Genomic DNA, 23,533 nt, shown 5'->3' on the forward strand with positions numbered 1-23,533 from the left:
AATACGTTTTATATTTTGTCCATTTAATTGGGTAGTAACCGCTTACCACTCATCCAACTCCACCGTTTGGCTTAAAACCCAAGACAACGTAACGACTCCAATCAGGTCAGGGGTGATAGAATGGTCGAGCTCGTCGTCCTCGGTCACGTTTCGATAGACACGATAGTCTTCCCGGACGGAAGGAAAATCGAGATGCCCGGCGGGGCCGCGGCGGCCGTTGCTACATCAGCCTCTCTGGCCGGCGCTAAAGTTGGTCTCGTCACGAAAGTCGGCGAGGATTTTCCGCGGGGGTGGCTTGAAAAACTGGCTCAATACGTTGACATCAGGGGAGTTCAAATCCTGCCCGGAAAGACCATTCACATCTGGGTTATCTACAAACCCGACGGAAGCGTCGAGTCGCCGGTCGAGATGGGCGTTGCGGAGAGAATGGGTGAGACGCCGATTCCTGGGGACTACCTTAAGGCAAAAATCTTTCACGTGGCCCCGATTCCGCCCGAGGAGCAGTTGAAGGTCCTTGAGAGGCTGGAAGGGAAGAATGTGAGCCTCGACTTCAACCCGACATACTACGAGGACTACCGGAGAAAGCCCGACCTCGTGAGGGAGCTCGTATCTATGAGTTACGCAGTTTTTCCAAACGAGAGGGAGGCGAAGCTAATCACCGGCCTCGATGACGTGAAGAAATCCGCCGAGGAGCTGTACTCCTGGGGGGCGAAGCTTGTTGTGATAACAAGGGGAGAGAAAGGAGTCCTGATTTACGACGGAGACTTCCACGAGTTTCCGGCGCTTCCGGTTGAAGGGGAGATAGACCCCACCGGTGCCGGCGATGCCTTCGCGGGTGGCTTTCTGGCCGGGCTCGTGAAGGGGAAAGCGCTTGAGAAGTGCGCGAAGCTTGGCCTTGAGCGGGCGCGGGAGGTTTTGAAGAAGAGGGGAAGCTGGAGCATCAGCGTCTGACCAAGAGGTAGAAGAGAACGTATAGAAGGACTACGAAGATGGCGGCAAGGGCAGTGTTGACGAAGCTTGGAGTGTAGAGGGACAGCAGGTAGGCGAAGTAGTAAATCGGAACGGCAAGCAGGGTTCCAGCGAAGAGAACGTAGTAGTGCTCTGCCGGAGCGCTTCTCTTGGCGAGGTAGATGGATTCCACGTACTGGATGGCGAATATTAGCGTAAAAATGCCCACAAAGCCCCCTATCGAGCGATAAACCAGCAAAAACCCCAGAAATGTGAGGGAAAGATACCCGGCTGGCTCCCATAGAGGAGCCACTAGGGCCAGGGGCAACACGAGGATGAGCTCAATACTTGGGCCAAAATCCATGTAAACGAAGAACGCGAAGAGGGAAAACAACCCCGCGGGGAGAAGCTTCCTAATCATTTGCCGAGCACCTCCGCGATTGCGGCTTTGAGCGGTTTCCTAACGTCCCAGTCTATTATAACGCCGTAGCCGGCGAGATTTTTAAGCACAGCCTTCCTCTTGAGCTGGACGAGCTCCATCGCGAGCTTTTCTTCCTCCGTTTTTGGTTCGTAGAGACTGTTGGGGTTTGGACTTATCACGACAACGTTGTAGCCATAGCGGGCGAGAATCTTCAGCGCATTCCTGCTCTCCTCCGTCAGAAGGGGCGAGAAGTAAATTATCTGGGCCCTCGGTGGAAGGGACGTCTTTACGAGGTGCTCAACCTGGTAGGCGATGAAGTTGTTGTTATCGGGCCTCGCAGTGCTCAGGAAGTCAATGCACTTGAAGAAGTGCCTCTTGCCGTAGTCAACGCGAACCCACAGGGGAATTCTCTCGGCCAGGAGAAGTCCAAAGCTCGTGCCGTCGTTCAGCGCGTTGAGCATGAGGGAAGCCGCCGCCCGGATTAGATAGTCAAAGACCGGTTCGTTCAGCCTTGAGCCGTCAACGACGAAGACGACGTCAACCTTTCTCTCGCTCTCGAACTCGTTGGCCATTATCTTACCTGTTCTCGCTGTGGCCTTCCAGTTGATGACCTTGAGCGGGTCGCCGGGCTGGTACTCCCTAATCGCGTGGAACTCGAGGCCGCCTCCGATGAGGGGAGACGGGAGCGGACCTATCGTTATTTTAGTTCCCTTGGTGGAGTAGGGCGTCTGAACATCGTAAAGGATTGGAACTCCAACTATCTCAGTGAAGTGGTCAACGAACCTGTCGGAGGAGAAGAAGCCAAAGGGGTCGCGGTAGGACACGCGAAAGCCCTCGAAGCGGTGAATCCCACGCCTCATCCTGACCTTGTACTTGAGAACTCCCTCCTCTCCCGGCTTTAGAGAGAACACCTTCTCGGGCTTTCCAATCACCTCAAGGTCGGGCACGAGGTCGCGGACGTAAAAGTAGTCAATCCTGAAGTCGGTTTTCACGTGAACCTCAATCTCAACCTCTTGGCCCTCAAGGAAGCGGTTGTGATGAACCACGCGCCAGATTTCAACGCTTCCCGTCGGCTTGAAGAACAGGTAGGAAACCGAGAGGAGCGTAAGGTAGGGGAGCACGAGATAAACGAGGCTCCAGCGGAGAAGAAGGAACGAAAAGATTGGAACAACCCACAGGGCAATGAGGTAGAGGGCGAGCTTTGAAGTTGGGGAAACTTCAAGCTCCTCTTCATCCTCCTCAAGAGGAACCACAGAGGGCCGATACGGGAATCCCCCGAAGCCTAGCATGCTCACCCCTCACTCAAACTTGGGAACCGGAACCTTCTCGAGGAGCTTTTCCATAACGCTTTCCTGGGAGACTTTGGTGTACCAGAGCTCGCGCTTGAGGATTAGCCTGTGGCTCAAAGCGGGAACGGCAACGGCCTTCACGTCGTCGGGAATCACGTAATCCCTGCCCTCTATTGCCGCGTAGGCTCTGGAGAGCTTCATTAAGGCCAGGCTACCCCTAGGAGAGGCTCCAATCTCGATGCTCCTCTTGTCCCGCCTCGTCATCTCGACGACGTTGACTATGTAATCGAGTATAGGCTCGCTGATGTAGACGTCCTCGATGGCCCTCTGCATCTCAAGGACTTCCTCAGGTGTCACAACCGGCGTTATGTCCACGTCCTCCTTCTTGCGCTCCATTCTCCTCTTGAGGATTTCCTTCTCTTCCTCCTTCGTTGGGTAGCCGACCCGGAGGCGGACGAGGAAACGGTCAAGCTGGGCCTCTGGGAGAGGGTATGTTCCCTCCTGCTCTATGGGGTTCTGCGTCGCTATGACGATGAAGGGCTTTGGAAGCTCGTAGGTGTTGCCCTCTATCGTTACCTGCCGCTCCTGCATCGCCTCGAGCAGCGCGCTCTGCGTCTTCGGCGGGGCACGGTTTATCTCGTCCGCGAGGAGGATGTTCGTAAAGATTGGCCCCTTCCTGAACTCGAACTCAAGGGTCTTCTGGTTGAAGACAGAAACGCCGAGTATGTCGCTTGGGAGGAGGTCAGAGGTGAACTGGACGCGCTTGAACTGCAGGCCGAGAGCACTTGCAAAGCTCTTCGCCATCAGGGTTTTCGCCAGTCCCGGGAGGTCCTCAAGCAGGATGTGACCATCGGCCAAAATCGTCGTGAGTATCATCTTCAGCACGTTTTCCTTTCCCACTATGGCCTTTCCAACCTCTTTAAGGACGAGGTTGGACTTTTCGTGAACCTCCTCAATCTTCATTCAGCTCAGCCTCCAGAATTTTTATGGCCCTTTTAAGGCCCTCGTAGGGGTTGGGGGATGAGTAGAACGCCTTTAAAGCGGGAGGCGGGTTGGAGCGGAGCTCCTGATAGTTGAACTCCCCATCATAAAGGGTGTAAAGTATCTCAAGAAGCTCCTCCTCGGCCAGGTTTCGTTTCCCTGCCTTGGCTCTGCTCACAATCGTGAGGGCCCTCTCAAAGTCAGGTTTAAGCGGACGGGTATAGGATTCCTCCTTTCTCGGGGAATACGGAATCTTGACGTCCTTCTCAATCAAGATTATGCCGAGGATTACGGCCAGGGTAAATGCCGCAATCCAGCGAACGTAGTACTCGCCGGGGACTATGGACAGGAAAACCAGCAAGCCCGCAAGGAGCATTCTTCCCCTAAAGCTCTCAATCAACTTCCGCAAGCTCACGGGCCTTCCCCCTCAGTTTGTTGTAAACTTCAAGGGCCCTCTCAGCGTCGCTCCAGCTCAGCCTCTCCGGGGCGTACTTCGCCTTCTCGAAGAGCTTTGTGAGTTCAACAAAGGCATTGTGCATGTATTCGACGTGCTCGGCGTGCTCCCAGTGAGTCCAGCTCTCCCTGTAGGGTATGCCAAGGCCCTCTAGCCACAGCACGGCGTTCTTGTAAATCTCAACAATTGCCTCCCGCGGGTCTGAGAACCTTTCAAGGCCTAGCTCATCCAGGGTCTTATCGAATTCAACGGCCTTCTCGATTTTTCTCTTTCTCTCAACTTTCTCCCTGGCCAGCTTTATGTAGTAGTAAGCAAGGTAAACGAGCCCGAGGAGAATCGGAAGGAGAAAGACCAGCCAAAGGTGAGTTGCCACTGGATGATTGAGGAACTTCGTGGCTTGAGTGCTGTTTCCACCGATGAGGGGACCAACGTCGGGAACAACGGTACAGTTTGTGAGGTTGGAGGTTACGTTGGTGGAAGCGTTGTTGGCAGAAGCGTTAAAGAAAAGCGTAGCATTGGCAGCGGTAGCGTTCGTAGCGTTAGCATTCGTAACGTTCGTAACGTTTGGAAAGCATCTCAAAGTCAATTCACTCGATTTATGACTCCAATAGGACATTGCCCCGAACATCAGCATCAAGAGAATACTTACCACGGTGGATGCAATGGCAGCTGCTATCGGTGAACCTCCCTTTTCCCTCGTCCATCTCCTTCCAGCTCCGGGCAAATCCCTCATGTAGAGCGCAAACACTACGAGAATCAAAAGCCCGACGAAAACTCCAAAGAATATAACAAACGTCAGAAAATCGGCCGCTTCAGGGTTTTTCTTATGCGGCGCCGAAAAGGAATAGCTGTCCATCAGGAGGGACATCAAGATTACCGTTATTGTCAGCAACGCAACGAACTTGACTTTAGTGGACATTTTGAGCCACTGGGAATGGTAACGGGGAGAGGTTTAAAAGGTTTACGAATTAGTAAAAATTCAGGTGAGAGCATGGAGAGGGTTCCGAAGCTCTACGTTGAAGGCAAGAGGGAAGAGTGCGTTGAGAACGGAAGAGCGGCGAGGGAGTGCGTAATAATAGACGGCAACGTCGAGGTGTGGCTTAAAAAAGGAGACGCAGTTCCGGATTTCATAGGGGAGAAAGCGAAGTTCCTAATCAAAGAGGTCTACGACCGCTTTTACCTCTACGTGGACAGAACCACCAACAGGATGAGCGCCGACGCGGTTCTCGTTCTCCCAGACGGCAGGACGAGGATTTACCTCAAAAAGGGCGACGAGCTGATGCTTCTCCCCGTTGAGGGCTTCACCAAAACGCTGATAGCGAACGTTGGAAACAGGGTGAGAACTGGAGACGCCTTCGCTGCGGTAACGACGAGAAAGGGGGAAGTCCACTACCTGAAACCGCCGAGGAACGGGACCGTAGTGTTCATTGACGAGATAACGAACAGACCCCACTACGTCTACTACATCCTCCCCGAGGAGTAATCACTCGCCCTTCATTCCCTTTATCATCGCATCGATGCTCGACTTCAGCGCGAGGTTTATGGCATCAAGCTTGTCCATTCCTTTTATCGTGCGCGTGTTGTGGGCGCTCGTTATGATTAGGGACCATTTGTATATTTCGTCCTTAACCGGAATGCTCTGGAACATCGCGATGAACTTCTCACCGCCAGAGCTCACTTCAACTATCTCAACGTCCGTTTCCCCGAGCTTCGAAGAGTAGACCTCACGAACCTCAAGGTTACCATACTCGTCCCGAAGGACGTCAGAAAGGTATCCCATATCAATCACCATTATAACATTAGGCAAAGGGCCTTATATACTTACCGCACGGGAAAGCCATGAACCAAAAGGGTTATAAGGGGTCGAAGTAAGTCCCAGTGAAGCAATTTTTGGAGTTGAAGGAAATGAAGGTTGAAGCTGGCGATTACGTTCTGTTCAACTACGTTGGAAGGTTTGAGAACGGTGAAGTTTTCGACACGAGCATAGAGGAGCTCGCTAGGAAACACGGTGTTTACGTTGAGGACAGGGAGTACGGCCCGATGTGGGCCAGGATTGGCGTTGGTGAGATTATCCCGGGCCTCGACGAGGCCATAATCGGCATGGAACCGGGGGAGAAAAAGACCGTCATGGTTCCTCCGGAGAAAGCCTACGGCATGCCAAACCCGGAGCTAATCATCAAGGTTCCGGTCGAGGAGTTCACGAGGGCGGGCCTTGAGCCACAGGAAGGACTCTACGTCATGACCGACTCGGGGATAGCTAAGATTCTGAAGGTTGAGGAAAACATGGTTTCCCTTGACTTCAACCACCCCCTGGCAGGAAAAACGCTGATTTTCGAGGTCGAGGTAATAGAGGTAAAGAAGTCAGAAGCCGATGTTGATAAGGGAAGCACCCTTGAAGATAACTGAACCCATTGCGACAAGCAACGCCGCGTACTTGAGACCGGCGTTGTAGCTCCCTTCTCTTATTACCCCTATTCCAAGTCCAGAGACCAGGGCCTGGATTATCACAAAGATGAACAGTATGTTCGTCATTGAGTCAACGGGCAGGTTAACTCCGGTTCCCGGACCGCTCATTGAGGCCATGACCTTTGTAACGATACCGAGAATCATCGGGCCCACGAAACCACTCGTCACTATGAAGAACATCGCCTGCATTCCAGTCGAGGCTTTTCTCTCCTGCTTTATCCTGAGGATTTCACGCACGTCGTTTCCAACGAACACCAGAACGTCACTCATCGGCGCTCCCCTTTCGAGGGCCTCTATAATAATCATCATCGAGCGGTAGATAACCTGGGACTTCCTGTTCCTTATGGCAAAGGCCCTGAGGGCATCAATGGTGGAGCGACCCTTCTTTATCTCCGCGACTGTCTTCTTGAACTCCTCGGTGAGGGCGCCGAACTTGGCGGTAGTCAGCTCTTCCAGCGCCTCGGAGAAGGATATACCCGCCCTCAGGGAACTGGCCAGATAGAAGAACGCATCTGGCAGGTTTTTCTCCATGTCCTCGATTCTTTTGGATATCCTCCAGTAAGGATAGACGAACGCCATGCCGAGGAAGCCACCAACGAAAGCAACGAGACCGTAGAGCCCGTTGCTCAAGAGGGAAACGAGGAGCCCAGCGATAACGCCTATAAGGAAGGAGACCACTAGGTATTCCGCCGCGAGGAAGTTTATACCGGCTGAATAAATGTAGAGTTCATAGCGCTTGAGGTGTTTCTCGGGGATTATTTTCTCAACCAGCGCAACGAGGAGCGATGAAATTCCCTTACTGGCCAACACTCTCACCTCGGTTCAGCCTTCTTAATCATGTTGATGATAATCAGGGACATCGCCGGGAAGGCTAGGATTAGGATAATCGCGAGGGTCTGAATGTCAAATATCAGTTGCTGGGCCATAACTGAACCCGCAAGGACACCCACGACGAACATCGTCGGCATGACGATGGTCATGAACATGTAGATGAACGCTATACCGTTGACCTTCTGAACGTACTCAACGAGCTTCATCCTGTACTCGAACGAGAAGTCCTCGGCGAGCTTGTAGAGTATCTCCGCAAGGTTTCCACCGAACTTGACGGCCCTCAAAATCTGCTTGACGACCCTGCTTATGTTCTCCGAGGCCATTTTCTCCTCGAACTTGGTGAGGGCATCTTCGAAGGAGGAACCTGTCCTCATGTCCCTTAGGATTAGCTCAAACTCCTCAGAGAGAACCCCGTAATCCGCCTTCGCAACCGACAGTATCGCCTCCGCTATACCAACACCGGCGCTGAGGAGGGACGCCATGTGCCTCAGAGCGTAGGGCATCGTCCTCTCAACTTCGGTTACGCGCTTCTTCCACACCATCTTGGGGTACTGCCTCATGTAAAAGAACCCGCCTAGGAATCCGAGGAGCCCTATGAGTATTGAAGTGTCTATGGGCATGTAGAGGAGGTACGCGAACACGAAGCCAAAGAACCCGGATATCATGGCAACACCGAGCATGTAGGCTACGTACTTCTCCTTGGGCATGAAGATGCTCGCTCTGTACAGGTCCTGGTCGAGGCCCTTGATGGAGTTCGTGAGGGACTCAACGGGGCCCCTGAAGTACTTGAGTATCGTCTCGGCGAGTCTCTCGGAGAAGGGCTTGCTTATCTCCTCCTTACGCCACTCTATGAGTTCTTCAACCAGACGTTCCTGTTCGCTCTGCATCTTTTCCTGCTCTATCTCCTTCTGGAGCTCCTTGAGGGCACGAAGTCTTTCCTGGATTGACCTGCCCTGGGGAACGCGACGGAGGGGCTTCTCGGTAATTTCTATCGTCTTGCCACCCAACCTCTCAAGGAATTCTATGAGCCCCATGGTAACACCTCACATCATCCGTTGAATCTGCTTGCTGGTTTCAATGCTACTCTCAGAGGCTATCTTCTTCATCAGACCTTCCTCATCAATGTAGAACTGCCTGATGTAGTAGCCGACTTTGTCTATGCTTCTGATGCCGTTCTCAATCATCCATTCAAGGATTATCTTGCGCTTCTCAATCTCAAGCTCTATCTCCTTCATGCTCATTCCTGTATGGTGGGCAAGGGTGTTAAGGGTTCTGCTCGGAACTCCTGTAGGAACGAGTTCATCCTTGGCCGGGTCGTATTTGTAGAGCTTGTTGAGCTGTATGCTCTCACCCTCTATTCCCGAAACCTCCGCTATCTCCGTAACGCGCCTTATGGTTCCCTTCTTCCTGCTGTGGAAGCGGACCTGCATGATGATTATATCAAGGGCAGGAATCATAATCCTCGGGACGTTCATCGGCGGACTCTCCAGCCTGACTATCGTCTCACGGGCGCTGTTTGCGTGGATTGTTCCCATACAGTTCGACACAAGGATTCCGTTGGCGACGTAGTTGTGGTCCTCTTCAACAGTCAGGTCGTAGAGGTACTCTATGCCCAGCTCCTTGGGCTCGACTTCTTCAACGCTCACAACCTCGTCCCAGTAGACGTCGCCGTCGGCGATGAGCTCAAGCCTCTTCGCCTGAACCCAGGTCTCTTCATCCCCCAGGTCGCTCGCAACCTGCTGGAGGGCGAGTGCTATGCCCCTGAGCGCGGAGCGCCTGATTTCCTTCATCCTTCCCTTCTCAACGTGCCTTATGAGGCTCTCCGAGACCTTCTCGCCGGCATAGCTTGAGGCGAGCTTCGAAAGCTCCGAAACCGTGAGGTTAAGCCTTCTCCTGAGGGGTTCGAGCATCGCCGGCGAAATCGGAACGCGGTCGGTTCTCTTTCCGCGGTGGGAGCGGTACTTTCTGATGAGCTCCTCAAGCTTCCCCCTCTTCCTTGAGTGCCTGAGCGGTATTGAGCGGTGGAATCTAGTCAGGTCTTCAACTCCCCTGACCGTGACCCTGAATATTACGCCCTCCTTGTAGCCCCTGTTCCTCACGCGGGAGACGGTGCTTATTATTCCAAGCCTCTGGAGGGCGTACCAGACCTTTCTCGCGAGGTTCTCGCTCCTTGTTGTCAGGACAACCGCCGGGCCGTTCTCGTCTATGTATGCATCGGCATCGAAGAGACCCGCTATGAAGTGCCTCAGCAGGTCGTCGTTCGAGAGAACCAAATCCGGAACGTCGAGGCTCTCCTTGCGCCCTTTGGGTATTCCAAAGGCCCTGTGGAGGAACTCGGCGAAGGGCCTTGAGCCGTAGGTTACCACCGTGTAAGCGGGTTCACGCTTTACCTGCGGCTCGCTCTCGGGAAGGAACTCCGAGATGGCAGAGGTGAAGGCTTTCATGTAGGATTCATCGTCGAAGGTGGCCGAAATGTAGTAGCCGTCCGAGGATATGTAACCGTCTCCAAGGAGGACTCCAACGGCGTAGGAAAGGCTCTCGTTCACCTCGCGGACGAGCTTCACGGGCTTCGAGTTGATTGAGAGTAGATACTGCGCCATCTCGGGAGGAATGCCATCGTTCGGAACCTTTACGAGGCCGTTTCCGTTGGGGACTAGGTAGTAGTCGCTTATCCCCGCGTAAACCTCGGGGTTGATGATTGCTCTCCTCTGCGGCGGCCTTGGGGGCTTCCTCATCACTGCCACTCTGTCACCGGGCTTGAGCTTCTCCGCTTCCTTTCTCACCACGTCGCCGTCGGAGAACACGAAGAACGGATGGGTCTTTGTGAGTATCACCTCGTTGCCCGTCCGCGTTCTCACGCGGATGAGTTTCTCCCCTTCTCTAACCTTCCTCCTCCAGACCCTCGAAACGACGTGCTTTCCTGCCTTGAGGTCTGGGCCAACGCTCACAACCTCAAACCTGTCTTCCTCGTCGAGAACCACGTACTCCAAATCCTTATAGGTTTCAATCCTGTCGGAGTATTTCTGGAAGAGCTCCTCGAGCAGGTCGCCTATGAGGACGAAGCGGCCGTCCGAGAGCTGGATAACCGAGAAGTCGTAGAGGGCTCCATTGTGGCCCGTGTTCATGGCTGTGAACATCGTCCTTGCCTCGGGACCACGAACCTCACCGACGATGATTCTGTCGGGACGCATACGGAGGGTATTCTTGACGAGGTCGTCCATGGTGACTTCTCCCTTGCCCTCGAGGTTCGGCGGCCTCGTCTCAAGCCTTATCCAGTGCTCCACCGGGAGCTGGAGCTCGGCGGTATCCTCTATGCTTATAACGCGCTCGCTCGGTGGGATGAACATTCCAAGGGAGTTCAGCATCGTCGTCTTTCCGGAACCGGTTCCCCCAGCGACGAGAACGTTGGCCGGTTTAACGCCGAGACCGTCAACGAAAACCCAGAACAAAGCCGCTATCTCTGAGTTTATGGTTCCGTACTTGATGAGGTCGATTATGGTGAGCGGGTCCTTCTTGAACTTACGTATGGTTATCGTCGGACCGTCGAGGCTTATCGGCGGAATCGTCGCGTTAACACGGCTTCCGTCCGGAAGACGGGCGTCGAGGAGCGGGCTCTGCTGGTCAATCCTTCTGCCGACTTCCCTCGCTATCCTCTCGATGATGTTGAGTATCTCCTTCTCCTCGGGAAACGTTATGTTGGTTTTACACATGTTGAAGCGCCTGTGCCAGACGTAGACTGGCCTTCCCGTTCCTATGACCATAATTTCCTCAAGGTTGTCGTCCCTGACGAGCGGGTCGAGCTTGCCGTAGCCTATCATCTGCTGGACTATCATGTCGGCCAAGACTTCAATTCTTCCTTCGGAGTAGTGAGGGGCCTCCTCCTTAATCATCTTCTTTACCGCGTTGAGGAAGACTTTCCTGCGCTCCTCTGGGTTGGGTATCGCCGTTGGGTCTATCTGAATCTCGGTGATGGCCCTCTCCTTAATGCGCTTGAAGAGCTGCTGCTCCTCCCTGCTGAGCTTGGGGAAGCGGACCTCGTAGATTGGAACAGGCTCACCCTTGACCTTGATTATACGGACGTTGCCGTATGCATCCAAGACTTCACCCCTGCCGGCAAAGGAGGGCTCTTCTGGGGCGGATGCTCCAAGGATGTCCTGTATATTAGCGGAGGGCTTCCTAGCAGGCTGGGGAACGCTCCTAGCCGGGGAAGCTGGAGTAGGTTCAGGTTTTGAAAGAATCTCGCTCAGGAAATCGGCACCGGTCTCGCTACCCTTCGGCGCGGGGAGTGGGGGTGAACGTGAGACTTTTGATTCAACTGGCTTGGGCTTCGGTTTCGGCTGGGGAGTCGAGGAGCCTCCCAAGAGAGAACTCAGCAGGTCGGCACCAGTTTCGGGTGTTGACTGCTCCCGCTTCTGTGCTGGAGCCTCTTCCTTTCCCCCGAGTATGGAGCTTAAAAGGTCAGCACCGGTCTCCTTTGGCCCCTCTTTCGGCTTATCCTTTGAAACACCCCCGAGTATGTCCTCAAGGCTTCCACCGGAAGATGAAAACGGGAGGGGTGGCTCTTCCTCTTTCTTCTTGAGAACCTTCTCAAGGGGGTCCTCGCTGCCGGAGAGTATCTCGTCTATCCAGGAGAACCCCTCCCCCTTTTTCTTTTTCTCACCGAACACGAACTCTCACCGTCCGGAGTTGTTATTCCAGCTCACGCGATAGGTTATATCAATCCTGTCACCCATGAAGACTACCCACACCGGGAAGTCAGGGCCGTTATAAGGCTTCCTATCAACACTAACTGGTGAACCCACCCTAACGCCAGAGATAAGGGTGTCGGTGAGTTTAAAGAGGTTGTTCTCCGGCATTGTAACGTTAACTGCTCTCTTCGCCGGCCCATTAACGCCGGAGTAGCCCCAGACGAACCTCTGAAGGTACTCCTGGTAGGTCATGGTGTAGTTGGGAGTGTAGTCGTAGGTTTCGCCATCGAGGAATATAACCGGCTGGGCAACCGCGAAGAAGACGTGGAACAGCTTGTCCTTGCTGTTGAAGTTGGGAACGTTGGTAATCCTGAAGTCAACGAGACCCTCGTATTTGAGCACCTTCACGTTTCTGTCGAGGATGGGAAACATCGAGCGAACGCTCAGGAAAGTGGGCCTGTTTATGAGCCGGGGATAAACCGAGCCGCAGACGAGACTATCAAGGCCACCGTTGTTGTCGAGAACCGCGCTGACGAGAGTGCCGTTTTCGTAGGTGAGCTTGGTGAGCCTGCCCGCGTCGCCGCAGGGCGAGTTGAAATCGAGGAGTGGAACAAGGTAGGAGGAGTTCTCGGTTATCCTGAAATTGACCACGACGGTCTCGTAGGGTGCGAGCCAGAAGCCAACAAGGTAGTTGACGGATTTGGAGAGGAGCTCCCTTGAAACCGCACCCTGAAGCTCACCGGTGGCCGTTCTGTAGTTGTAGAGGTACTCACTTCCGTTTCCGCGGAGAACCCTGAAGTCATACCTGGGGTTAACGAGGACGTACTTGGGATAGGGGGCAGTGTTAACGAGGGTGACGTTGAAATCAACCATTATTTCACCGAGGAGGCCTATGTTATTGTAACTCATTCCCCCAGGGAGCGTGCCGGGGAGGGTGTAATCTTGGGCTAGGGAAAATGCGGGAAGCGAGAATAACAGGGTGAAAAGCAAAAGAAGTGAAAGGAGTCTCCTCATGGACACCACCTCACGTTGAAACCTTTGCCACGTAGAGGTACTGCTGGTTCTGGAGTATGTCCGGGACGAAGATTGACGGAACCTTAACGATTACGAGGAACTCGGTGTTGGGCGGGAGCACCAGCATGTCCGAGGACTGTTCGAGGTCTATGACCTTCCATCCGTAGCTCTGAAGGGCCTCCTTCGCCTGGTCACTGGCCTGTATCTTTCCGGCAGCTATGGCCTTTAGTATCTCGGCGAGGTTAACGTTGTAGGAGTAGCTGGCAGAGGAGCTCTGGCTGGCGCTCTGGGAGTTGGAGTAGGTGTCCGAGACGGTGGTGCCGTTGGAGTACTGGAAGTCGCCCGGATTGTAGGTTGACGCGTGGTTCTCGTTGTAGGTGGTCGAGGTGGAGGAGCTGGTTGAACTGCTCTGGCTCTGGGATTCGCTGACCGAAATCTGACCGGCGTTTGTCGGAAGGAGGACGAGTTCAACGTAGCCCTGGTTAACTATCTCGCGGTAAGAACCCTTGGTGCCGTTCTTAGCGAAGAACATCACGGCGTCGCCCGGCTGGATGAAGCCACCGGTAATCCTGTCCCTGGGCAGAACGAGGGCAATCTCAACGTACTGAACCTTGTAAACCTTGTACTGGAGCAACTCGGTGTAGCTCGTGACAGCACTCAGGAGGGATTTAGCTTCCGCCTTGGATAGGAGCTGTTTGGTGCCCTCCTTCTCAAGGATAACATCGTTGCCCGGAATGTTGTCAATCTTCCAGAAGTAGTAGTCCCTCCAGAGCGAGAGAAGGTATGAATCGGGGTTTATGGAGTTAACCTCCTCAATGGTCTTGGCGCTCATGACCTGGCTCTCAAGGGTCTTCATGGCGGAGACGACCTTGGTCCTGAGACTGTCGGGGAGGGGCATCGAGAGGAGCGGCTGGAACGCAACCTCAATGGCCTGAATCTTAGCCTGCTTGGTCTGGTTAAGCTGTTTCTCATAGGCTATCCTTTCCTGCTCTTTGACGCACTCCTGATAAACCTGAACCGCCTTGTCAAAATAGGCCTTAACGTTTATCTCCTTCAGCTCATCGACGCTGTTGGCGCTCTGAATCTTCTGGAGAACGAGGTTTCTGACCTGAACGGCTTTCTGGGCACAGTCCTTGTTGGAGAAGTTGTAGTGTGAGAAGTAGTAGTTGACCTCGTTGACCTTCTTGGTACGAAGGTCCTTCAGCTCGTTTGCGCTCCGGCTCTGCATGTAGGAATAAACGCCGATTGAGATAATTAGAATGATTATGATTAAAATTGACGCACCAATCAGAATCCTCTTGCGCCTCTCCCTCTCACGAATGCTACTGATGGAGCGCGGTCTGCGCGGTGGCTTCTTCGCCGAAGCCGTCGGTGGTTTAACCGGGGGAGTCTCGGGCTCGGCCGTTACCTTCCCGAGCTCCCTCAGACGACGTATTTTCGCTTCAATATCCTCTGCCACTTTGAGCACCACCATCATAGTTATCGCTAAGCCATTAAGGTCTCGAATAGTTTTTGAGCATTAATCCTTATTTAAGTTTCGGTGAGAACGTGGAACGGTTGGAAATAGTTGTCAAAGAAGTGAGAGGAAAGTGCCCTGTCTTCAAAGAAGGTGACAGAATCGTTGTAGAAGGCCCAACGATAAAACTGGACGAGACCGATGCAATTTGCACCCACGCCTTCGCGTCGCTATTGCCCTACATAGTGGCCCTGCGAAAGGGTATTAAACCGAGCGAGCTAGGCCTCGGAAGGGGAGAGAAAGCCTACGTTCAGTGCCTCGACCCGGGACCGCCGTACACCGACGGAGGAACTGTAATCTTCGAGATAACGGTGGTTAAAGATGAAGCAGAGGAAAGCCTGGAAGGTCGTTAGGGAAGTTATAGACGAGGCCGACGTGATAGTCGAGGTAGTCGATGCGAGAGACCCGATAGGAACGCGCAACAGGAAGCTTGAGAGGCTCGTACAGGAGGAGGGCAAACCGCTACTCATAGTGATGAACAAGGCCGATTTGGTGCCGAAGGAGTGGGCCGAGGAGTACAAGCGGAAGAGCGAGATACCGGTAGTCTTCATATCCGCGAGGGAGAGGAAGGGAACCGGAATCCTGAGGAGGGAGCTCAAAAAGCTCGCAAAGCCCCTCCTGGACGAGAAGGAGAAAGTTAAGGTGGCCCTCATAGGCTATCCCAACGTCGGCAAGAGCACGATAATCAACACCCTGAAAGGAAAAAGGGCCGTCGGAACAGCCCCGATACCTGGCTACACCAAGGGGAAGCAGCTGATAAGGCTCAGCAAGAAGCTCTGGCTTCTCGATAGCCCCGGAGTCGTTCCGATAGACGACTTCGACGAGCTGGTCATTAAAGGGGGGTTCCCAGCGGATAAGATTGAGGAACCCGTCAGGCCGGCCTTAAAGCTAATCTCCAGAATCCTCGAGACGAGGAGGGAAGCCATAACCGAGAAGTTCGGCATCGAGGAGTTCGAGAGCGAGGAGGAAATCCTCAGGCGGATAGGGGAAAAGAGGGGCCTCATAAAGGCCGGCGGAGAGGTTGACTTGGAAGAAACTGCGAGATGGCTCCTCCGCGAGTGGCAGACAGGTCGCTTCACGCTGTTCGCGAGCGAGGAGGAGAAGAGCCAAGACTTCATCTGGAACTTCAAAGATGTCCTCGAGGGCGTTGAGAGGGAACTCCTCCTCGACCCGAGGAGAATCCTCTGGCGCTATGAGGATGAGCTGAGAGAGAAGCTCGACAACCAGAAGAGAGCAGGAGTAAGGGAGATAGAGGGAATAACCGTCGGCATAGCGACGGGCTTCAAGAAGTGCGACTCTGCTTTGAAGTTCCTCGAAGAGCTCACCGGGAAGAGCGCCATCGCGAGCGAGTGCTTCGGGAAGAAGTGGAAGGGAGTTATAGCAATACTGGAGTGATGGGTATGAGACTAATCCTGACGACATCGCGGGGAATAGAGGACTTCGCGAGGGCCGAGGTTGAGAGGCTCCTCTCCGACCTTGGAGTTCCGTTTCGGGTGGAGGAAAAGCCCCTCGGCGTCGAGGGAAGGGTCTTGGTAGAGGTCGATAAAGCGTTTTACACCGACGAGAAGGGGCGGAAGAGGGAGCTGAGCGTTTCGACTTACCTGAACGAGCGTTCGAGGCTTCTCCACAGGGTTATAGTAGAGATAGCGAGCGAGCGCTTCGAGGAGATAACCGGGGAGGAGCCGGAGAGGGCTTTGAAGAGGATTGAAGAGTTCGTGGCTTCGCTTCCGGTGGAAAGGTATGTTAAGGTCAGCGAGAGCTTCGCGGTAAGGAGTTTCCGCAAAGGCGAGCACAAGATTACGAGCGTTGATATCGCGAAAACCGTTGGAAAAGCAATATTCGAGCGTTTAGAGCGCTTTGGAAGTCCAAAGGTTAACCTCGACCACCCGGCGGTAATCTTCAGGGCCGAGCTGATTGGTGAGGTCTTCCTCCTCGGGATTGACACTACCGGCGATTCCTCGCTCCACAAGAGGCCGTGGAGGGTTTACGACCATCCAGCTCACCTGAAGGCCAGCATAGCGAACGCGCTGATTGAGCTGGCAGAACCGGACGGCGGTCCCTTCATAGACCCCTTCTGCGGCAGCGGGACGATTCCGATAGAGCTGGCCCTAAGGGGTTACGAGGGACGGATAATCGGCCTTGAGAAGTTCAGGAAGCACCTGAACGGCGCCAAGATGAACGCCCTCTCTGCGGGGGTTTTGGAGGGGATAGAGTTCCTCCTCGGCGATGCGACGAGGCTGAGCGAGCACGTTGAGAGCGTGGACTTCGCGGTCAGCAATCTGCCCTACGGCCTCAAAATCGGCCGCAAAAGCGCCATTCCAAAGCTTTACATGGACTTCTTTGGCGAGCTTGCGAAGGTCCTTGAAAAGCGCGGGGTCTTCATAACGACTGAAAAGAAGGCGATAGAGAGGGCAATAGAGGAGAACGGCTTCGAAATCAAGCACCACCGCCTCATAGGCCACGGCGGGCTGATGGTGCACACCTACGTGATTGACTGACCTCCTCCCCGCCCTGAAGGGCGAGGGTTCTAACGAGTTAACCCCTCGCCAGCGGGCGGTTCGGTTCGCGGGCCCATCACCTACTCGGGTTACCCCTTTCGGTTCAGCCCGCGGGCCCGGTCTAAGGCCCATTACCCCTACGGGCAAAGCCCGATTGGGGTTATGACTTAGAGGCCACCACTTAGAGTTTTTAACTGCCACAACGGGCAGTTCTTGAAAGGACGCCTTACGGCGTCAACCCTCCAATGCTGGAGGGTAACGTGAAACTCTTTTGAGAGGGTTGTCTTATGGTGGCCTCTTCGAAGCCCTTATTAGACGGGAGACCATTTAAGGATTTCGGCAAAACTTTTAAGCGGATTTTCCCTACTTTTTCAGGTGGTCAGATGAAGGTCAGGTCACTCGTTTTTGGCCTCGCGGTCCTCATGGTGACCCTCGCGGGGGTGGTATACTACTCTTTCAACTACTACAACTTCAACTACCAGTGGAAGACCAACCTCGAAGATTATCGGGAGTACCGGCTCATCGGGAACTCGACGCTGAACGGCTACGTGAAGGCCGACGGCGAGGTAAGCGTCTACATCCTGACGAAGGAGGACTTCAAGAGGCTCAAAAAAGGCGAGCTCTTCAGCTATTACAGAGCCTGGGAGCACGTTAAAGCTGTTGAGCTCAACGACGTCAGAATTCCGGATGGGGATTATCTCCTTGTCATCAAGAACGAGGAGAATGGGATGCAGTGGATTTCCGTTAAGCTGGTGGATAAAAAGTGAAATCAGCACAGAATCGCGTCCTCGCTCAGGACGTCGAACTCGACCCTTCCGATGCCCTCAATCCAGGCCTCAACTTTATCCCCGTGCCTCAGCGGACCGACTCCTGCGGGAGTGCCGGTTGCTATTATGTCACCCGGCTCGAGTGTCATAACGGAGCTTATGTACTCTATGAGCTCGGGAACCTTGAAAACCATCTCGCTGGTTCTTCCGAGCTGTCTGAGTTCGCCGTTCACCTTCAGGCCGATTTCGAGGTCGTCTATCTTCAGCTCGCGCTTATCCACGACCCTCGGGCCGACTGGCGCGAACGTGTCGAAGCCCTTCGCAATCGTCCAGGGAAGGCCCTTTTCCCTCGCCTCGGCCTGAAGGTCTCTCGCTGTAATGTCGAGCAGTATCGTGTAGCCGAGGACGTAATCCATGGCTTTCTCAGCGGGAACTCTCTTCGCGCGCTTCCCGATTATAACCGCCAACTCGACCTCGTGGTCAACCCTCTTGCTCATTCTGGGCAGAATTATCGGCTCGCCGGGGCCGATGAGCGCACTCGGAGGCTTGAGGAAGAAGACCGGCTTCTCCGGAACGTCGCTCTCCATCTCCCTCGCGTGCTCGGCGTAGTTCTTGGCGAGAGCCACTATTTTGCTCGGGCGCAACTCGTAGAAGCCGTCCATGTAAGGCAACCGGACCATGCCATCACCGTTCCGAGTTCCCGGGAGGCGAATTAAACCTTGCCATACGAGGGACAAAAGTAATAAGGGGAACCGCCAAAGATTGAGCGGTGGTGGGGTTGCAAAAGGTCCTCGTGAGGGAGAGCGGAACGCTCGCGGTCTTCGCGGTTGTGGTGTTTGCTGTCTTTTTCATCTGGATTGCCATCGGAATGCTGAGCTTCGCGCCGACGTGGTTCGCCCTCCTCTTTTTGGTCATGCCGGTTCTGTTCATACTCCTCGCCCTCGCGAAGGGAACGAGCGTCTTTACCGGCAACAAAAAGGCCTCGGCCCTCTTCGAAAATTCTGAGGTGTCGGAGAGCGGAGTTACGCTTCCAGAGGAGCTCGAATACGAGACGGGCAGAGTAACCCTCGACGGCTACTGGACGAGCACCGGGCGGAGCAGGAGCTACAACGTCAGGAGGAGCTTTGAGGTCAGGGAGAGGAAAACTGGCACGTTCGTGGAGTTTCCGGACGAGCCCTTCAGAGTCCAGGTGCTCCGCGACGGAACGGGTAGAGTTGAGGCTCCAGCGGTGAGAATCCTCAGCGAACCCTACAGGGACGCCCTCCTGATTTTCTTCACGGACGAAGGGGAGGTTACCGGCTCGGGAAGCCTTACCCTGAGTAAGGGGAGCGACGTCGCGACGGTGACGTTCAGGGGAGAAGGAAAGGAGCTAAGAGGAAACGTGCAGGCCGAGCTGTCGAAGGCGAGGAAGGTGAGAATCGAAGTCGGCTCGGGAAAGGTCTGGAAGAGGATAGCCGAAGGACAGAGCTTCGACTTCACGTTTTCACCCATCCCCGAGGAGAAAACTGTAGTCTTCGCCAACTACAAGACCGTAAGTCCCATGTCGCTCGTCAAGGCCCTCTGGAGGGACACCGCCGTGCTCGGCCACGGAGCGTTTGAGCTCAAGGCGGTGCTGGACGTTCCGCTCGCGAGGGACGTCGTTGAGAAGGCTGAATTTCAGGTTGAGCTGAAGAAAGAAGGGAACGTGGAAAAGAGGGAAAGGAGCGAGTTCGAGGAGGAGTGGGGGTTCTGGAACTAGCGGAGTGGCTCAGGAATCGCCTTTTCCCACTGCTCCCTCGCCAGCTCGCCGGTGTATTTGAACTTCTCCACCTTCTTCTCGGCCTCCTTCCTCTTCTTCTGGTGCTCCTTCAGGAACTCCTGAACCTTCTTGATTAGGTAGCGCTTGCACTCTCCACAGGTCAGCTCGCCAGCCTTACAGGCGTGATAGCGCTCCATGAGCTTCTTGTCGTCCTCCTCGAAGAAAATCTCCAGCCACTTGAAGACGACGCACTTCTCCGGGTTTCCGCCCTTCTCCCTCTGCTCTTTGAGCGTCGGCTGACCGCCCGTTAAGGCAAACTTCCAGATTTTCTTTCCAGCTTCCTCGGGGTCGTCGGTGAGATAGACGGCGGTTTCAGGTTTGGACGCGCTCATCTTGCCCTCGAGGCCGGTAAGCGGCGGAACGAACTTCGAGTGCAAAGCGGCGGTCTTGTAGTAGCCGAGGCTCTCGGCGAAGTCCCTCTGGAGCCTCCAGTAGGGGTCCTGGTCAATTGCTGCCGGAATTAAACAGCGCTTCTTCTCGAAGAAGGTCGGTGCGGCCTGTATGGCCGGGTAGAAAATCATTCCAATCTTGCTCTGCTCGTTGAAGCCGAAGACCGCTTTGGCCATCGAGAAGTTTATCTTCTTCGCTATCGGAAGGGCCATCTCGTAAATCTTCGTGAACTCGCTGTCCTGGAAGATGAAGGTCCTGTCCGGGTCGAAGCCGACCGCGATTATATCTAAAATATTCTCGTAGGCCCAGCGCTTGGTTTCATCCAGGGTGAGGTTCTTGAAGAGGAACTTCTCGTCGTCGGTTATCTGTATGTAGAGGTTGACGCCGAACTTCTCCTGGAGCCACTTGGTGGCGTAGAATGGGATTATGTGGCCAATGTGCATCGGCCCGCTCGGGCCCCTGCCGGTGTACAGGAAGAAGCCCCTTCCGCTCTCGTAGTCGGCCAAGATTTTATCGTAGTCCCTGTGGGAGAAGAAGAAGCGCCTGCGGAAGTAAATCGGCAGTTCGCTCTTCGTGAGCCTTGCCGTCTTCTCAAGCAGCTCGTCAGTCAGCGGGCTGGTTCCGAACTGCTCTATCAGCTTGTCGTAGTCAACTAAACCTTCAACGTCCCAGGGGGTAACCTTAAACTCGTCCATTCAAAGCACCTCCATTTCCAGTGGAAACGAAGCTCGTGGCTAAGGCGGTGCAGAAGAGAAGGACTTCACCAAAGCCAAAAACGACCACCGAGCATGGGGAGAGAAAGGGGAGAGGAGAATTTAAAGTTTTTGGAAAGTGAGGGGAATTCATTTATAAGCCGAGCCCCTCCGCTCAAGGCGGAGAACCCTAATTCTTGAGGTGCGCCAATCAACAACGTAAATCAGACGGTAATCACCAACGCGCACACGGTAAACGGAGAGGTCTCCCGTACCTTTAAGCTTCTTTACGTCATATAAGCTCGAAGGGACAGGCTCTTCTTGGAGAAGGGACAAAAAGTCGTAAATTCGCTGGTAGTGGGCTGGCTTCAGCTTTGAGAGTGCTTTGGCAACGCGGGGATGAACCTCAACCGAGAAACTCATTCTCAATCCTCCGGCTTCGGTAGGTCTTCAAGTTTGACCCATCCAATGGACTCATCTCTAGCTTCCCTCAGGAGCTCTTTGAGTTCATCTTCATTTAGTTCAAGGCTCTCTTCCATTAAAAGGTCTTCAAGCCTCTGAAGCTCACGCCTTATGCGCTTAAGTTCGGTCAGCACGAGCTCAACAGTTGTTTCACTCACCTTCTCCAAGCCCACCACCGTGCTGTACTACGAAGAAGGGCCTAAAAGGGTTTTGATATAAGGTCATAAGCCCGAGGGAGTCACAATGCTCAAACCAACGCTCTTAAGATAAAAACTCTAATCTCGTTTATATAATCATGCTTAGAGAATTTGTCAACTGTAAGGATGCGCCCAAAACTTTCTAATGGAGCGACCTAACGGCGGGAAAGGCGAGGAAAGTTCCGGGGCAACTCGAAAAGAAAGCCGAGCTCGTTGGATTGGATGGCTACGAGAAGCACTATAGACTAATCGCAAAGAGAATCGAGGGGAAGGAAAACCTCGGGCTGGCCTTCGACCTGAGGGATTTTGATGAGGTCTTTACCGAAAACACAAGCGAAACAGCTGAGAAATAAGAATAGCTTGAGCATCAATGGGCGAGAGCTAACCAGAGAACATTTAGATGAGCAAGAGGGAACTTAACAAGATAAGCGAAGAGATTGAACGCGGTGGGTAGAGAAGCCCATAAAAACCCAACCGCCCAACCTCGCTCATGGACCGCGAAACCGAGGGGACGCTGTTAGCCTTCACCGTGCTGGTCCTGCTCGGCCTCGAGCCGGTTGTAATCAAAGCCAATCCAGTTAATCCATTTGCCTTCGCCTCGCTGTCCGCTCTGGTAGCCTCGCTAATCCTCTGGCCGGTTATACTGCTCGGCGGTCGGGCGAGAGAAATCCGGGAGAGGCCGGCCGAGCTGAGGAAGGCCTTTCTAACGGGCCTTTTCGCGACGGCAATAGCCTATTCTCTCTTCTCCTACGGAACGAGGCTGAGCACTGCTGTAAACTCGGCGATACTCACGCGCTTCGAGGTCTTCTACTCCTTCCTCATCTCGTGGCTCCTCCTGAGGGAGAGGATAACCGGAAGGGCGGTAGTTTCGGCCCTGGCACTCATCACGGGCGTCTTCCTCGTGGTCGCGCAGGGAAAGAGACCTGAACTTTTGAAGGGCGACGTTCTGCTCCTACTAACTCCCCTCTTCTGGCAACTCGGGCACGCGGTGGCGAAGAGAAACGATTACAGCCCGGTGACGATAGCGACGCTGAGGAACACCTTCGGCGGGCTTCTCCTCCTCGTTCCAGCCTTTATTACCGGCTTCGCCTTCACGAAGCTCGCGCTGGCGGAGGGGCTGATAATAGCGCTCACCCAGAGCCTCTGGTACTTGGCGATAGCGCGGATTAACCTCTCGAAGGCGACGGCCATTTTAACGCCCGCGCCCGCTTTAACTGTTCTCGTCTCGATTGTGCTCCTCGGTGAAAGGGTAACGCTCTACCATCTCGCGGGCTTAGCCTTAATAACCCTCGGAACGTTAGCCATCAGCAGAGAGGACAGCGGGGTGAGGGAATGAAGGTCGTGATTCTCGGCTCGGGTTCATACAGCGGGACGCCGAAGCCCCTCTGCACCTGCGAGAACTGCTCGCGGGCGAGGATTAATCCAGCCTTAAGGAGAACGCGGTTCTCGCTCTACTTTGATAAAACGCTCGTCGACCCGAGTCCAGACCTTCACTACCATCTGGAGAGGCTGAACAGGAAGGTGGAGCGGGTTCTCATCACCCACGGCCACTTCGACCACGTTTTCGGCTTACCAGAACTTCAGGTCTTCAAGCGCATCTCTTTCTACTCCCACAGGGAAGCACTTGAAGTTGCGAAAAGCTTAGCGAGGCTGGCCTTCGGCTCGGAAAGCCCGGAGGGGCATGAGTGGGCCTACAACGAGCTTGAGTTCTGGGAGGAGACGAGAATCGGAAAGATGAGAGTAATTCACTTTCCGGTTACTCACACGGTAACTGCCGGGGGCTTCGTCATCGAGGTGAAGGGGAGGAGGATAGCAATAACCGGCGACACCGGGCCGGAGATTCTGAAGGACGAAAAAGCAATAAAGCTCATGGAAGGGGCCGACCTGCTCATAGCCGAGATGACCCATAGGGAAGCCATTCCCGGCTCGCACCTCGGGGTCAGGGAGGCGATAGAGCTGGCGAAGAAGGTCGGGGCAGGCTACACCGTCTTCGCGCACATAAGCCACAGCAACTACCCTCATGAAGTTCTGGAGAAGAAGGTCAGGGAAGCCGGGATTCCGGGCGAGGTTGCGAGGGACTTCACGTGGGTTGAGGTTTAGCAGGAGAAAAGAGAAAACGGC

Annotated in this window: 26 protein-coding genes; 11 read left to right on the forward strand and 15 right to left on the reverse strand. The window is 54.2% G+C overall.

Annotated features, from left to right (window positions below):
* The first annotated feature begins 120 nt into the window (after window positions 1-120).
* The gene (locus tag BD01_RS08530; protein ID WP_042691997.1) at window positions 121-951 is read left to right on the forward strand and encodes a carbohydrate kinase family protein; all 831 of its coding nucleotides are present in this window, start codon (window positions 121-123) and stop codon (window positions 949-951) included.
* On the opposite strand, the gene BD01_RS08535 is transcribed toward BD01_RS08530, so the two are convergent.
* From BD01_RS08535 to BD01_RS11080, 5 genes are read right to left on the reverse strand one after another with little or no spacing between them, the layout of a single operon-like run.
* Window positions 941-1,369: a hypothetical protein gene (locus tag BD01_RS08535; RefSeq protein WP_042691999.1), complete on the reverse strand. Its 429-nt coding sequence runs from the start codon at window positions 1,367-1,369 to the stop codon at window positions 941-943. The genes BD01_RS08530 and BD01_RS08535 overlap by 11 nt on opposite strands.
* A complete protein-coding gene (locus BD01_RS08540; RefSeq protein ID WP_084606333.1) occupies window positions 1,366-2,658 on the reverse strand; it encodes a DUF58 domain-containing protein in 1,293 nt (430 codons plus the stop codon). The genes BD01_RS08535 and BD01_RS08540 overlap by 4 nt, the downstream gene beginning before the upstream one ends.
* Before the next feature lie 9 nt (window positions 2,659-2,667).
* Window positions 2,668-3,621 (reverse strand): AAA family ATPase, encoded by a 954-nt coding sequence (locus tag BD01_RS08545; RefSeq protein WP_042692006.1) that lies wholly within the window; start codon window positions 3,619-3,621, stop codon window positions 2,668-2,670.
* Complete coding sequence (locus BD01_RS08550) at window positions 3,611-4,054, reverse strand: hypothetical protein (RefSeq protein WP_042692009.1); 444 nt, start codon at window positions 4,052-4,054, stop codon at window positions 3,611-3,613. Before BD01_RS08550 ends, BD01_RS08545 begins: the two co-directional genes overlap by 11 nt.
* Window positions 4,032-5,012, reverse strand: a complete 981-nt coding sequence (locus tag BD01_RS11080) for a DUF4129 domain-containing protein (RefSeq protein WP_084606334.1) — start codon at window positions 5,010-5,012, stop codon at window positions 4,032-4,034. Before BD01_RS11080 ends, BD01_RS08550 begins: the two co-directional genes overlap by 23 nt.
* A 72-nt stretch (window positions 5,013-5,084) precedes the next feature.
* Between BD01_RS11080 and BD01_RS08560 the strand changes: the two genes are divergently transcribed.
* Complete coding sequence (locus BD01_RS08560) at window positions 5,085-5,576, forward strand: DUF2118 family protein (RefSeq protein WP_042692011.1); 492 nt, start codon at window positions 5,085-5,087, stop codon at window positions 5,574-5,576.
* Here the strand turns inward: BD01_RS08560 and BD01_RS08565 are convergent, their stop codons facing one another.
* On the reverse strand, window positions 5,577-5,873 hold the full coding sequence (locus BD01_RS08565) for a hypothetical protein (RefSeq protein ID WP_042692014.1): 297 nt from the start codon (window positions 5,871-5,873) through the stop codon (window positions 5,577-5,579).
* Between the two features lie 125 nt (window positions 5,874-5,998).
* On the opposite strand from BD01_RS08565, the gene BD01_RS08570 reads away from it, so the two are divergent.
* Window positions 5,999-6,499 carry an FKBP-type peptidyl-prolyl cis-trans isomerase gene (locus BD01_RS08570; protein WP_042692016.1) on the forward strand — a complete coding sequence of 167 codons (501 nt, stop codon included), beginning with the start codon at window positions 5,999-6,001 and terminating at the stop codon, window positions 6,497-6,499.
* Here BD01_RS08570 and BD01_RS08575 read toward each other — a convergent pair.
* The 5 genes from BD01_RS08575 to BD01_RS08595 form a co-directional block, all read right to left on the reverse strand.
* Complete coding sequence (locus BD01_RS08575; protein ID WP_042692018.1) at window positions 6,455-7,366, reverse strand: type II secretion system F family protein; 912 nt, start codon at window positions 7,364-7,366, stop codon at window positions 6,455-6,457. The genes BD01_RS08570 and BD01_RS08575 overlap by 45 nt on opposite strands.
* Window positions 7,367-7,371: 5 nt before the next feature.
* Window positions 7,372-8,424, reverse strand: coding sequence for a type II secretion system F family protein (locus BD01_RS08580; protein ID WP_042692020.1), 1,053 nt, complete (start codon window positions 8,422-8,424; stop codon window positions 7,372-7,374).
* Window positions 8,425-8,433: 9 nt separating this feature from the next.
* Complete coding sequence (locus tag BD01_RS08585) at window positions 8,434-12,057, reverse strand: ATPase, T2SS/T4P/T4SS family (protein WP_042692023.1); 3,624 nt, start codon at window positions 12,055-12,057, stop codon at window positions 8,434-8,436.
* Between the two features lie 6 nt (window positions 12,058-12,063).
* Window positions 12,064-12,987 (reverse strand): hypothetical protein, encoded by a 924-nt coding sequence (locus tag BD01_RS08590; protein ID WP_240922659.1) that lies wholly within the window; start codon window positions 12,985-12,987, stop codon window positions 12,064-12,066.
* 115 nt (window positions 12,988-13,102) lie between these two features.
* Window positions 13,103-14,566, reverse strand: a complete 1,464-nt coding sequence (locus BD01_RS08595) for a DUF515 domain-containing protein (protein WP_245599224.1) — start codon at window positions 14,564-14,566, stop codon at window positions 13,103-13,105.
* A gap of 74 nt (window positions 14,567-14,640) precedes the next feature.
* On the opposite strand from BD01_RS08595, the gene BD01_RS08600 reads away from it, so the two are divergent.
* The 4 genes from BD01_RS08600 (at window position 14,641) to BD01_RS08615 (ending at window position 17,873) form a co-directional block, all read left to right on the forward strand.
* Window positions 14,641-14,961 carry a TIGR04076 family protein gene (locus BD01_RS08600; protein ID WP_042692031.1) on the forward strand — a complete coding sequence of 107 codons (321 nt, stop codon included), beginning with the start codon at window positions 14,641-14,643 and terminating at the stop codon, window positions 14,959-14,961.
* Window positions 14,930-16,003 (forward strand): GTPase, encoded by a 1,074-nt coding sequence (locus BD01_RS08605; protein ID WP_042692033.1) that lies wholly within the window; start codon window positions 14,930-14,932, stop codon window positions 16,001-16,003. The genes BD01_RS08600 and BD01_RS08605 overlap by 32 nt, the downstream gene beginning before the upstream one ends.
* Window positions 16,004-16,008: 5 nt before the next feature.
* Window positions 16,009-17,106 (forward strand): tRNA (guanine(6)-N2)-methyltransferase, encoded by a 1,098-nt coding sequence (gene trm14, locus BD01_RS08610; protein WP_042692036.1) that lies wholly within the window; start codon window positions 16,009-16,011, stop codon window positions 17,104-17,106.
* Between the two features lie 383 nt (window positions 17,107-17,489).
* Window positions 17,490-17,873 (forward strand): hypothetical protein, encoded by a 384-nt coding sequence (locus BD01_RS08615; protein WP_042692039.1) that lies wholly within the window; start codon window positions 17,490-17,492, stop codon window positions 17,871-17,873.
* Window positions 17,874-17,875: 2 nt separating this feature from the next.
* Here the strand turns inward: BD01_RS08615 and BD01_RS08620 are convergent, their stop codons facing one another.
* The gene (locus BD01_RS08620) at window positions 17,876-18,553 is read right to left on the reverse strand and encodes a fumarylacetoacetate hydrolase family protein (RefSeq protein WP_042692041.1); all 678 of its coding nucleotides are present in this window, start codon (window positions 18,551-18,553) and stop codon (window positions 17,876-17,878) included.
* Between the two features lie 92 nt (window positions 18,554-18,645).
* Between BD01_RS08620 and BD01_RS08625 the strand changes: the two genes are divergently transcribed.
* Window positions 18,646-19,611: a hypothetical protein gene (locus BD01_RS08625; protein ID WP_245599225.1), complete on the forward strand. Its 966-nt coding sequence runs from the start codon at window positions 18,646-18,648 to the stop codon at window positions 19,609-19,611.
* Here BD01_RS08625 and BD01_RS08630 read toward each other — a convergent pair.
* The 3 genes from BD01_RS08630 to BD01_RS08640 form a co-directional block, all read right to left on the reverse strand.
* Window positions 19,608-20,756, reverse strand: coding sequence for a tryptophan--tRNA ligase (locus BD01_RS08630; protein WP_042692046.1), 1,149 nt, complete (start codon window positions 20,754-20,756; stop codon window positions 19,608-19,610). The two genes, BD01_RS08625 and BD01_RS08630, sit on opposite strands and share 4 nt — an antisense overlap.
* Before the next feature lie 147 nt (window positions 20,757-20,903).
* Window positions 20,904-21,176, reverse strand: coding sequence for a type II toxin-antitoxin system RelE family toxin (locus BD01_RS08635; RefSeq protein ID WP_042692049.1), 273 nt, complete (start codon window positions 21,174-21,176; stop codon window positions 20,904-20,906).
* Window positions 21,177-21,178: 2 nt separating this feature from the next.
* Window positions 21,179-21,388: a hypothetical protein gene (locus BD01_RS08640; protein WP_245599226.1), complete on the reverse strand. Its 210-nt coding sequence runs from the start codon at window positions 21,386-21,388 to the stop codon at window positions 21,179-21,181.
* 242 nt (window positions 21,389-21,630) lie between these two features.
* Here BD01_RS08640 and BD01_RS11445 point away from each other — a divergent pair, with 242 nt between their 5' ends.
* The 3 genes from BD01_RS11445 (at window position 21,631) to BD01_RS08650 (ending at window position 23,512) form a co-directional block, all read left to right on the forward strand.
* Window positions 21,631-21,765, forward strand: a complete 135-nt coding sequence (locus tag BD01_RS11445; RefSeq protein WP_281169301.1) for a hypothetical protein — start codon at window positions 21,631-21,633, stop codon at window positions 21,763-21,765.
* Between the two features lie 137 nt (window positions 21,766-21,902).
* Window positions 21,903-22,748 carry a DMT family transporter gene (locus BD01_RS08645; RefSeq protein ID WP_042692054.1) on the forward strand — a complete coding sequence of 282 codons (846 nt, stop codon included), beginning with the start codon at window positions 21,903-21,905 and terminating at the stop codon, window positions 22,746-22,748.
* Window positions 22,745-23,512, forward strand: a complete 768-nt coding sequence (locus BD01_RS08650; RefSeq protein WP_042692057.1) for an MBL fold metallo-hydrolase — start codon at window positions 22,745-22,747, stop codon at window positions 23,510-23,512. Before BD01_RS08645 ends, BD01_RS08650 begins: the two co-directional genes overlap by 4 nt.
* Window positions 23,513-23,533: the final 21 nt, after the last annotated feature.

The organism is Thermococcus nautili (assembly GCF_000585495.1).
In the GTDB taxonomy this organism is placed as follows: Archaea; Methanobacteriota_B; Thermococci; order Thermococcales; family Thermococcaceae; genus Thermococcus; species Thermococcus nautili.

Coding starts and splice junctions, on each gene's coding strand:
- BD01_RS08530 (WP_042691997.1), top strand. CDS start 121: ATGGTCGAGCTCGTCGTCCTCGGTCACGTTTCGATAGACACGATAGTC.
- BD01_RS08535 (WP_042691999.1), bottom strand. CDS start 1,369: ATGATTAGGAAGCTTCTCCCCGCGGGGTTGTTTTCCCTCTTCGCGTTC.
- BD01_RS08540 (WP_084606333.1), bottom strand. CDS start 2,658: ATGCTAGGCTTCGGGGGATTCCCGTATCGGCCCTCTGTGGTTCCTCTT.
- BD01_RS08545 (WP_042692006.1), bottom strand. CDS start 3,621: ATGAAGATTGAGGAGGTTCACGAAAAGTCCAACCTCGTCCTTAAAGAG.
- BD01_RS11080 (WP_084606334.1), bottom strand. CDS start 5,012: ATGTCCACTAAAGTCAAGTTCGTTGCGTTGCTGACAATAACGGTAATC.
- BD01_RS08560 (WP_042692011.1), top strand. CDS start 5,085: ATGGAGAGGGTTCCGAAGCTCTACGTTGAAGGCAAGAGGGAAGAGTGC.
- BD01_RS08565 (WP_042692014.1), bottom strand. CDS start 5,873: ATGGGATACCTTTCTGACGTCCTTCGGGACGAGTATGGTAACCTTGAG.
- BD01_RS08570 (WP_042692016.1), top strand. CDS start 5,999: ATGAAGGTTGAAGCTGGCGATTACGTTCTGTTCAACTACGTTGGAAGG.
- BD01_RS08580 (WP_042692020.1), bottom strand. CDS start 8,424: ATGGGGCTCATAGAATTCCTTGAGAGGTTGGGTGGCAAGACGATAGAA.
- BD01_RS08590 (WP_240922659.1), bottom strand. CDS start 12,987: ATGAGTTACAATAACATAGGCCTCCTCGGTGAAATAATGGTTGATTTC.
- BD01_RS08595 (WP_245599224.1), bottom strand. CDS start 14,566: ATGGTGGTGCTCAAAGTGGCAGAGGATATTGAAGCGAAAATACGTCGT.
- BD01_RS08605 (WP_042692033.1), top strand. CDS start 14,930: ATGAAGCAGAGGAAAGCCTGGAAGGTCGTTAGGGAAGTTATAGACGAG.
- trm14 (WP_042692036.1), top strand. CDS start 16,009: ATGAGACTAATCCTGACGACATCGCGGGGAATAGAGGACTTCGCGAGG.
- BD01_RS08615 (WP_042692039.1), top strand. CDS start 17,490: ATGAAGGTCAGGTCACTCGTTTTTGGCCTCGCGGTCCTCATGGTGACC.
- BD01_RS08620 (WP_042692041.1), bottom strand. CDS start 18,553: ATGGTCCGGTTGCCTTACATGGACGGCTTCTACGAGTTGCGCCCGAGC.
- BD01_RS08630 (WP_042692046.1), bottom strand. CDS start 20,756: ATGGACGAGTTTAAGGTTACCCCCTGGGACGTTGAAGGTTTAGTTGAC.
- BD01_RS08635 (WP_042692049.1), bottom strand. CDS start 21,176: ATGAGTTTCTCGGTTGAGGTTCATCCCCGCGTTGCCAAAGCACTCTCA.
- BD01_RS08645 (WP_042692054.1), top strand. CDS start 21,903: ATGGACCGCGAAACCGAGGGGACGCTGTTAGCCTTCACCGTGCTGGTC.
- BD01_RS08650 (WP_042692057.1), top strand. CDS start 22,745: ATGAAGGTCGTGATTCTCGGCTCGGGTTCATACAGCGGGACGCCGAAG.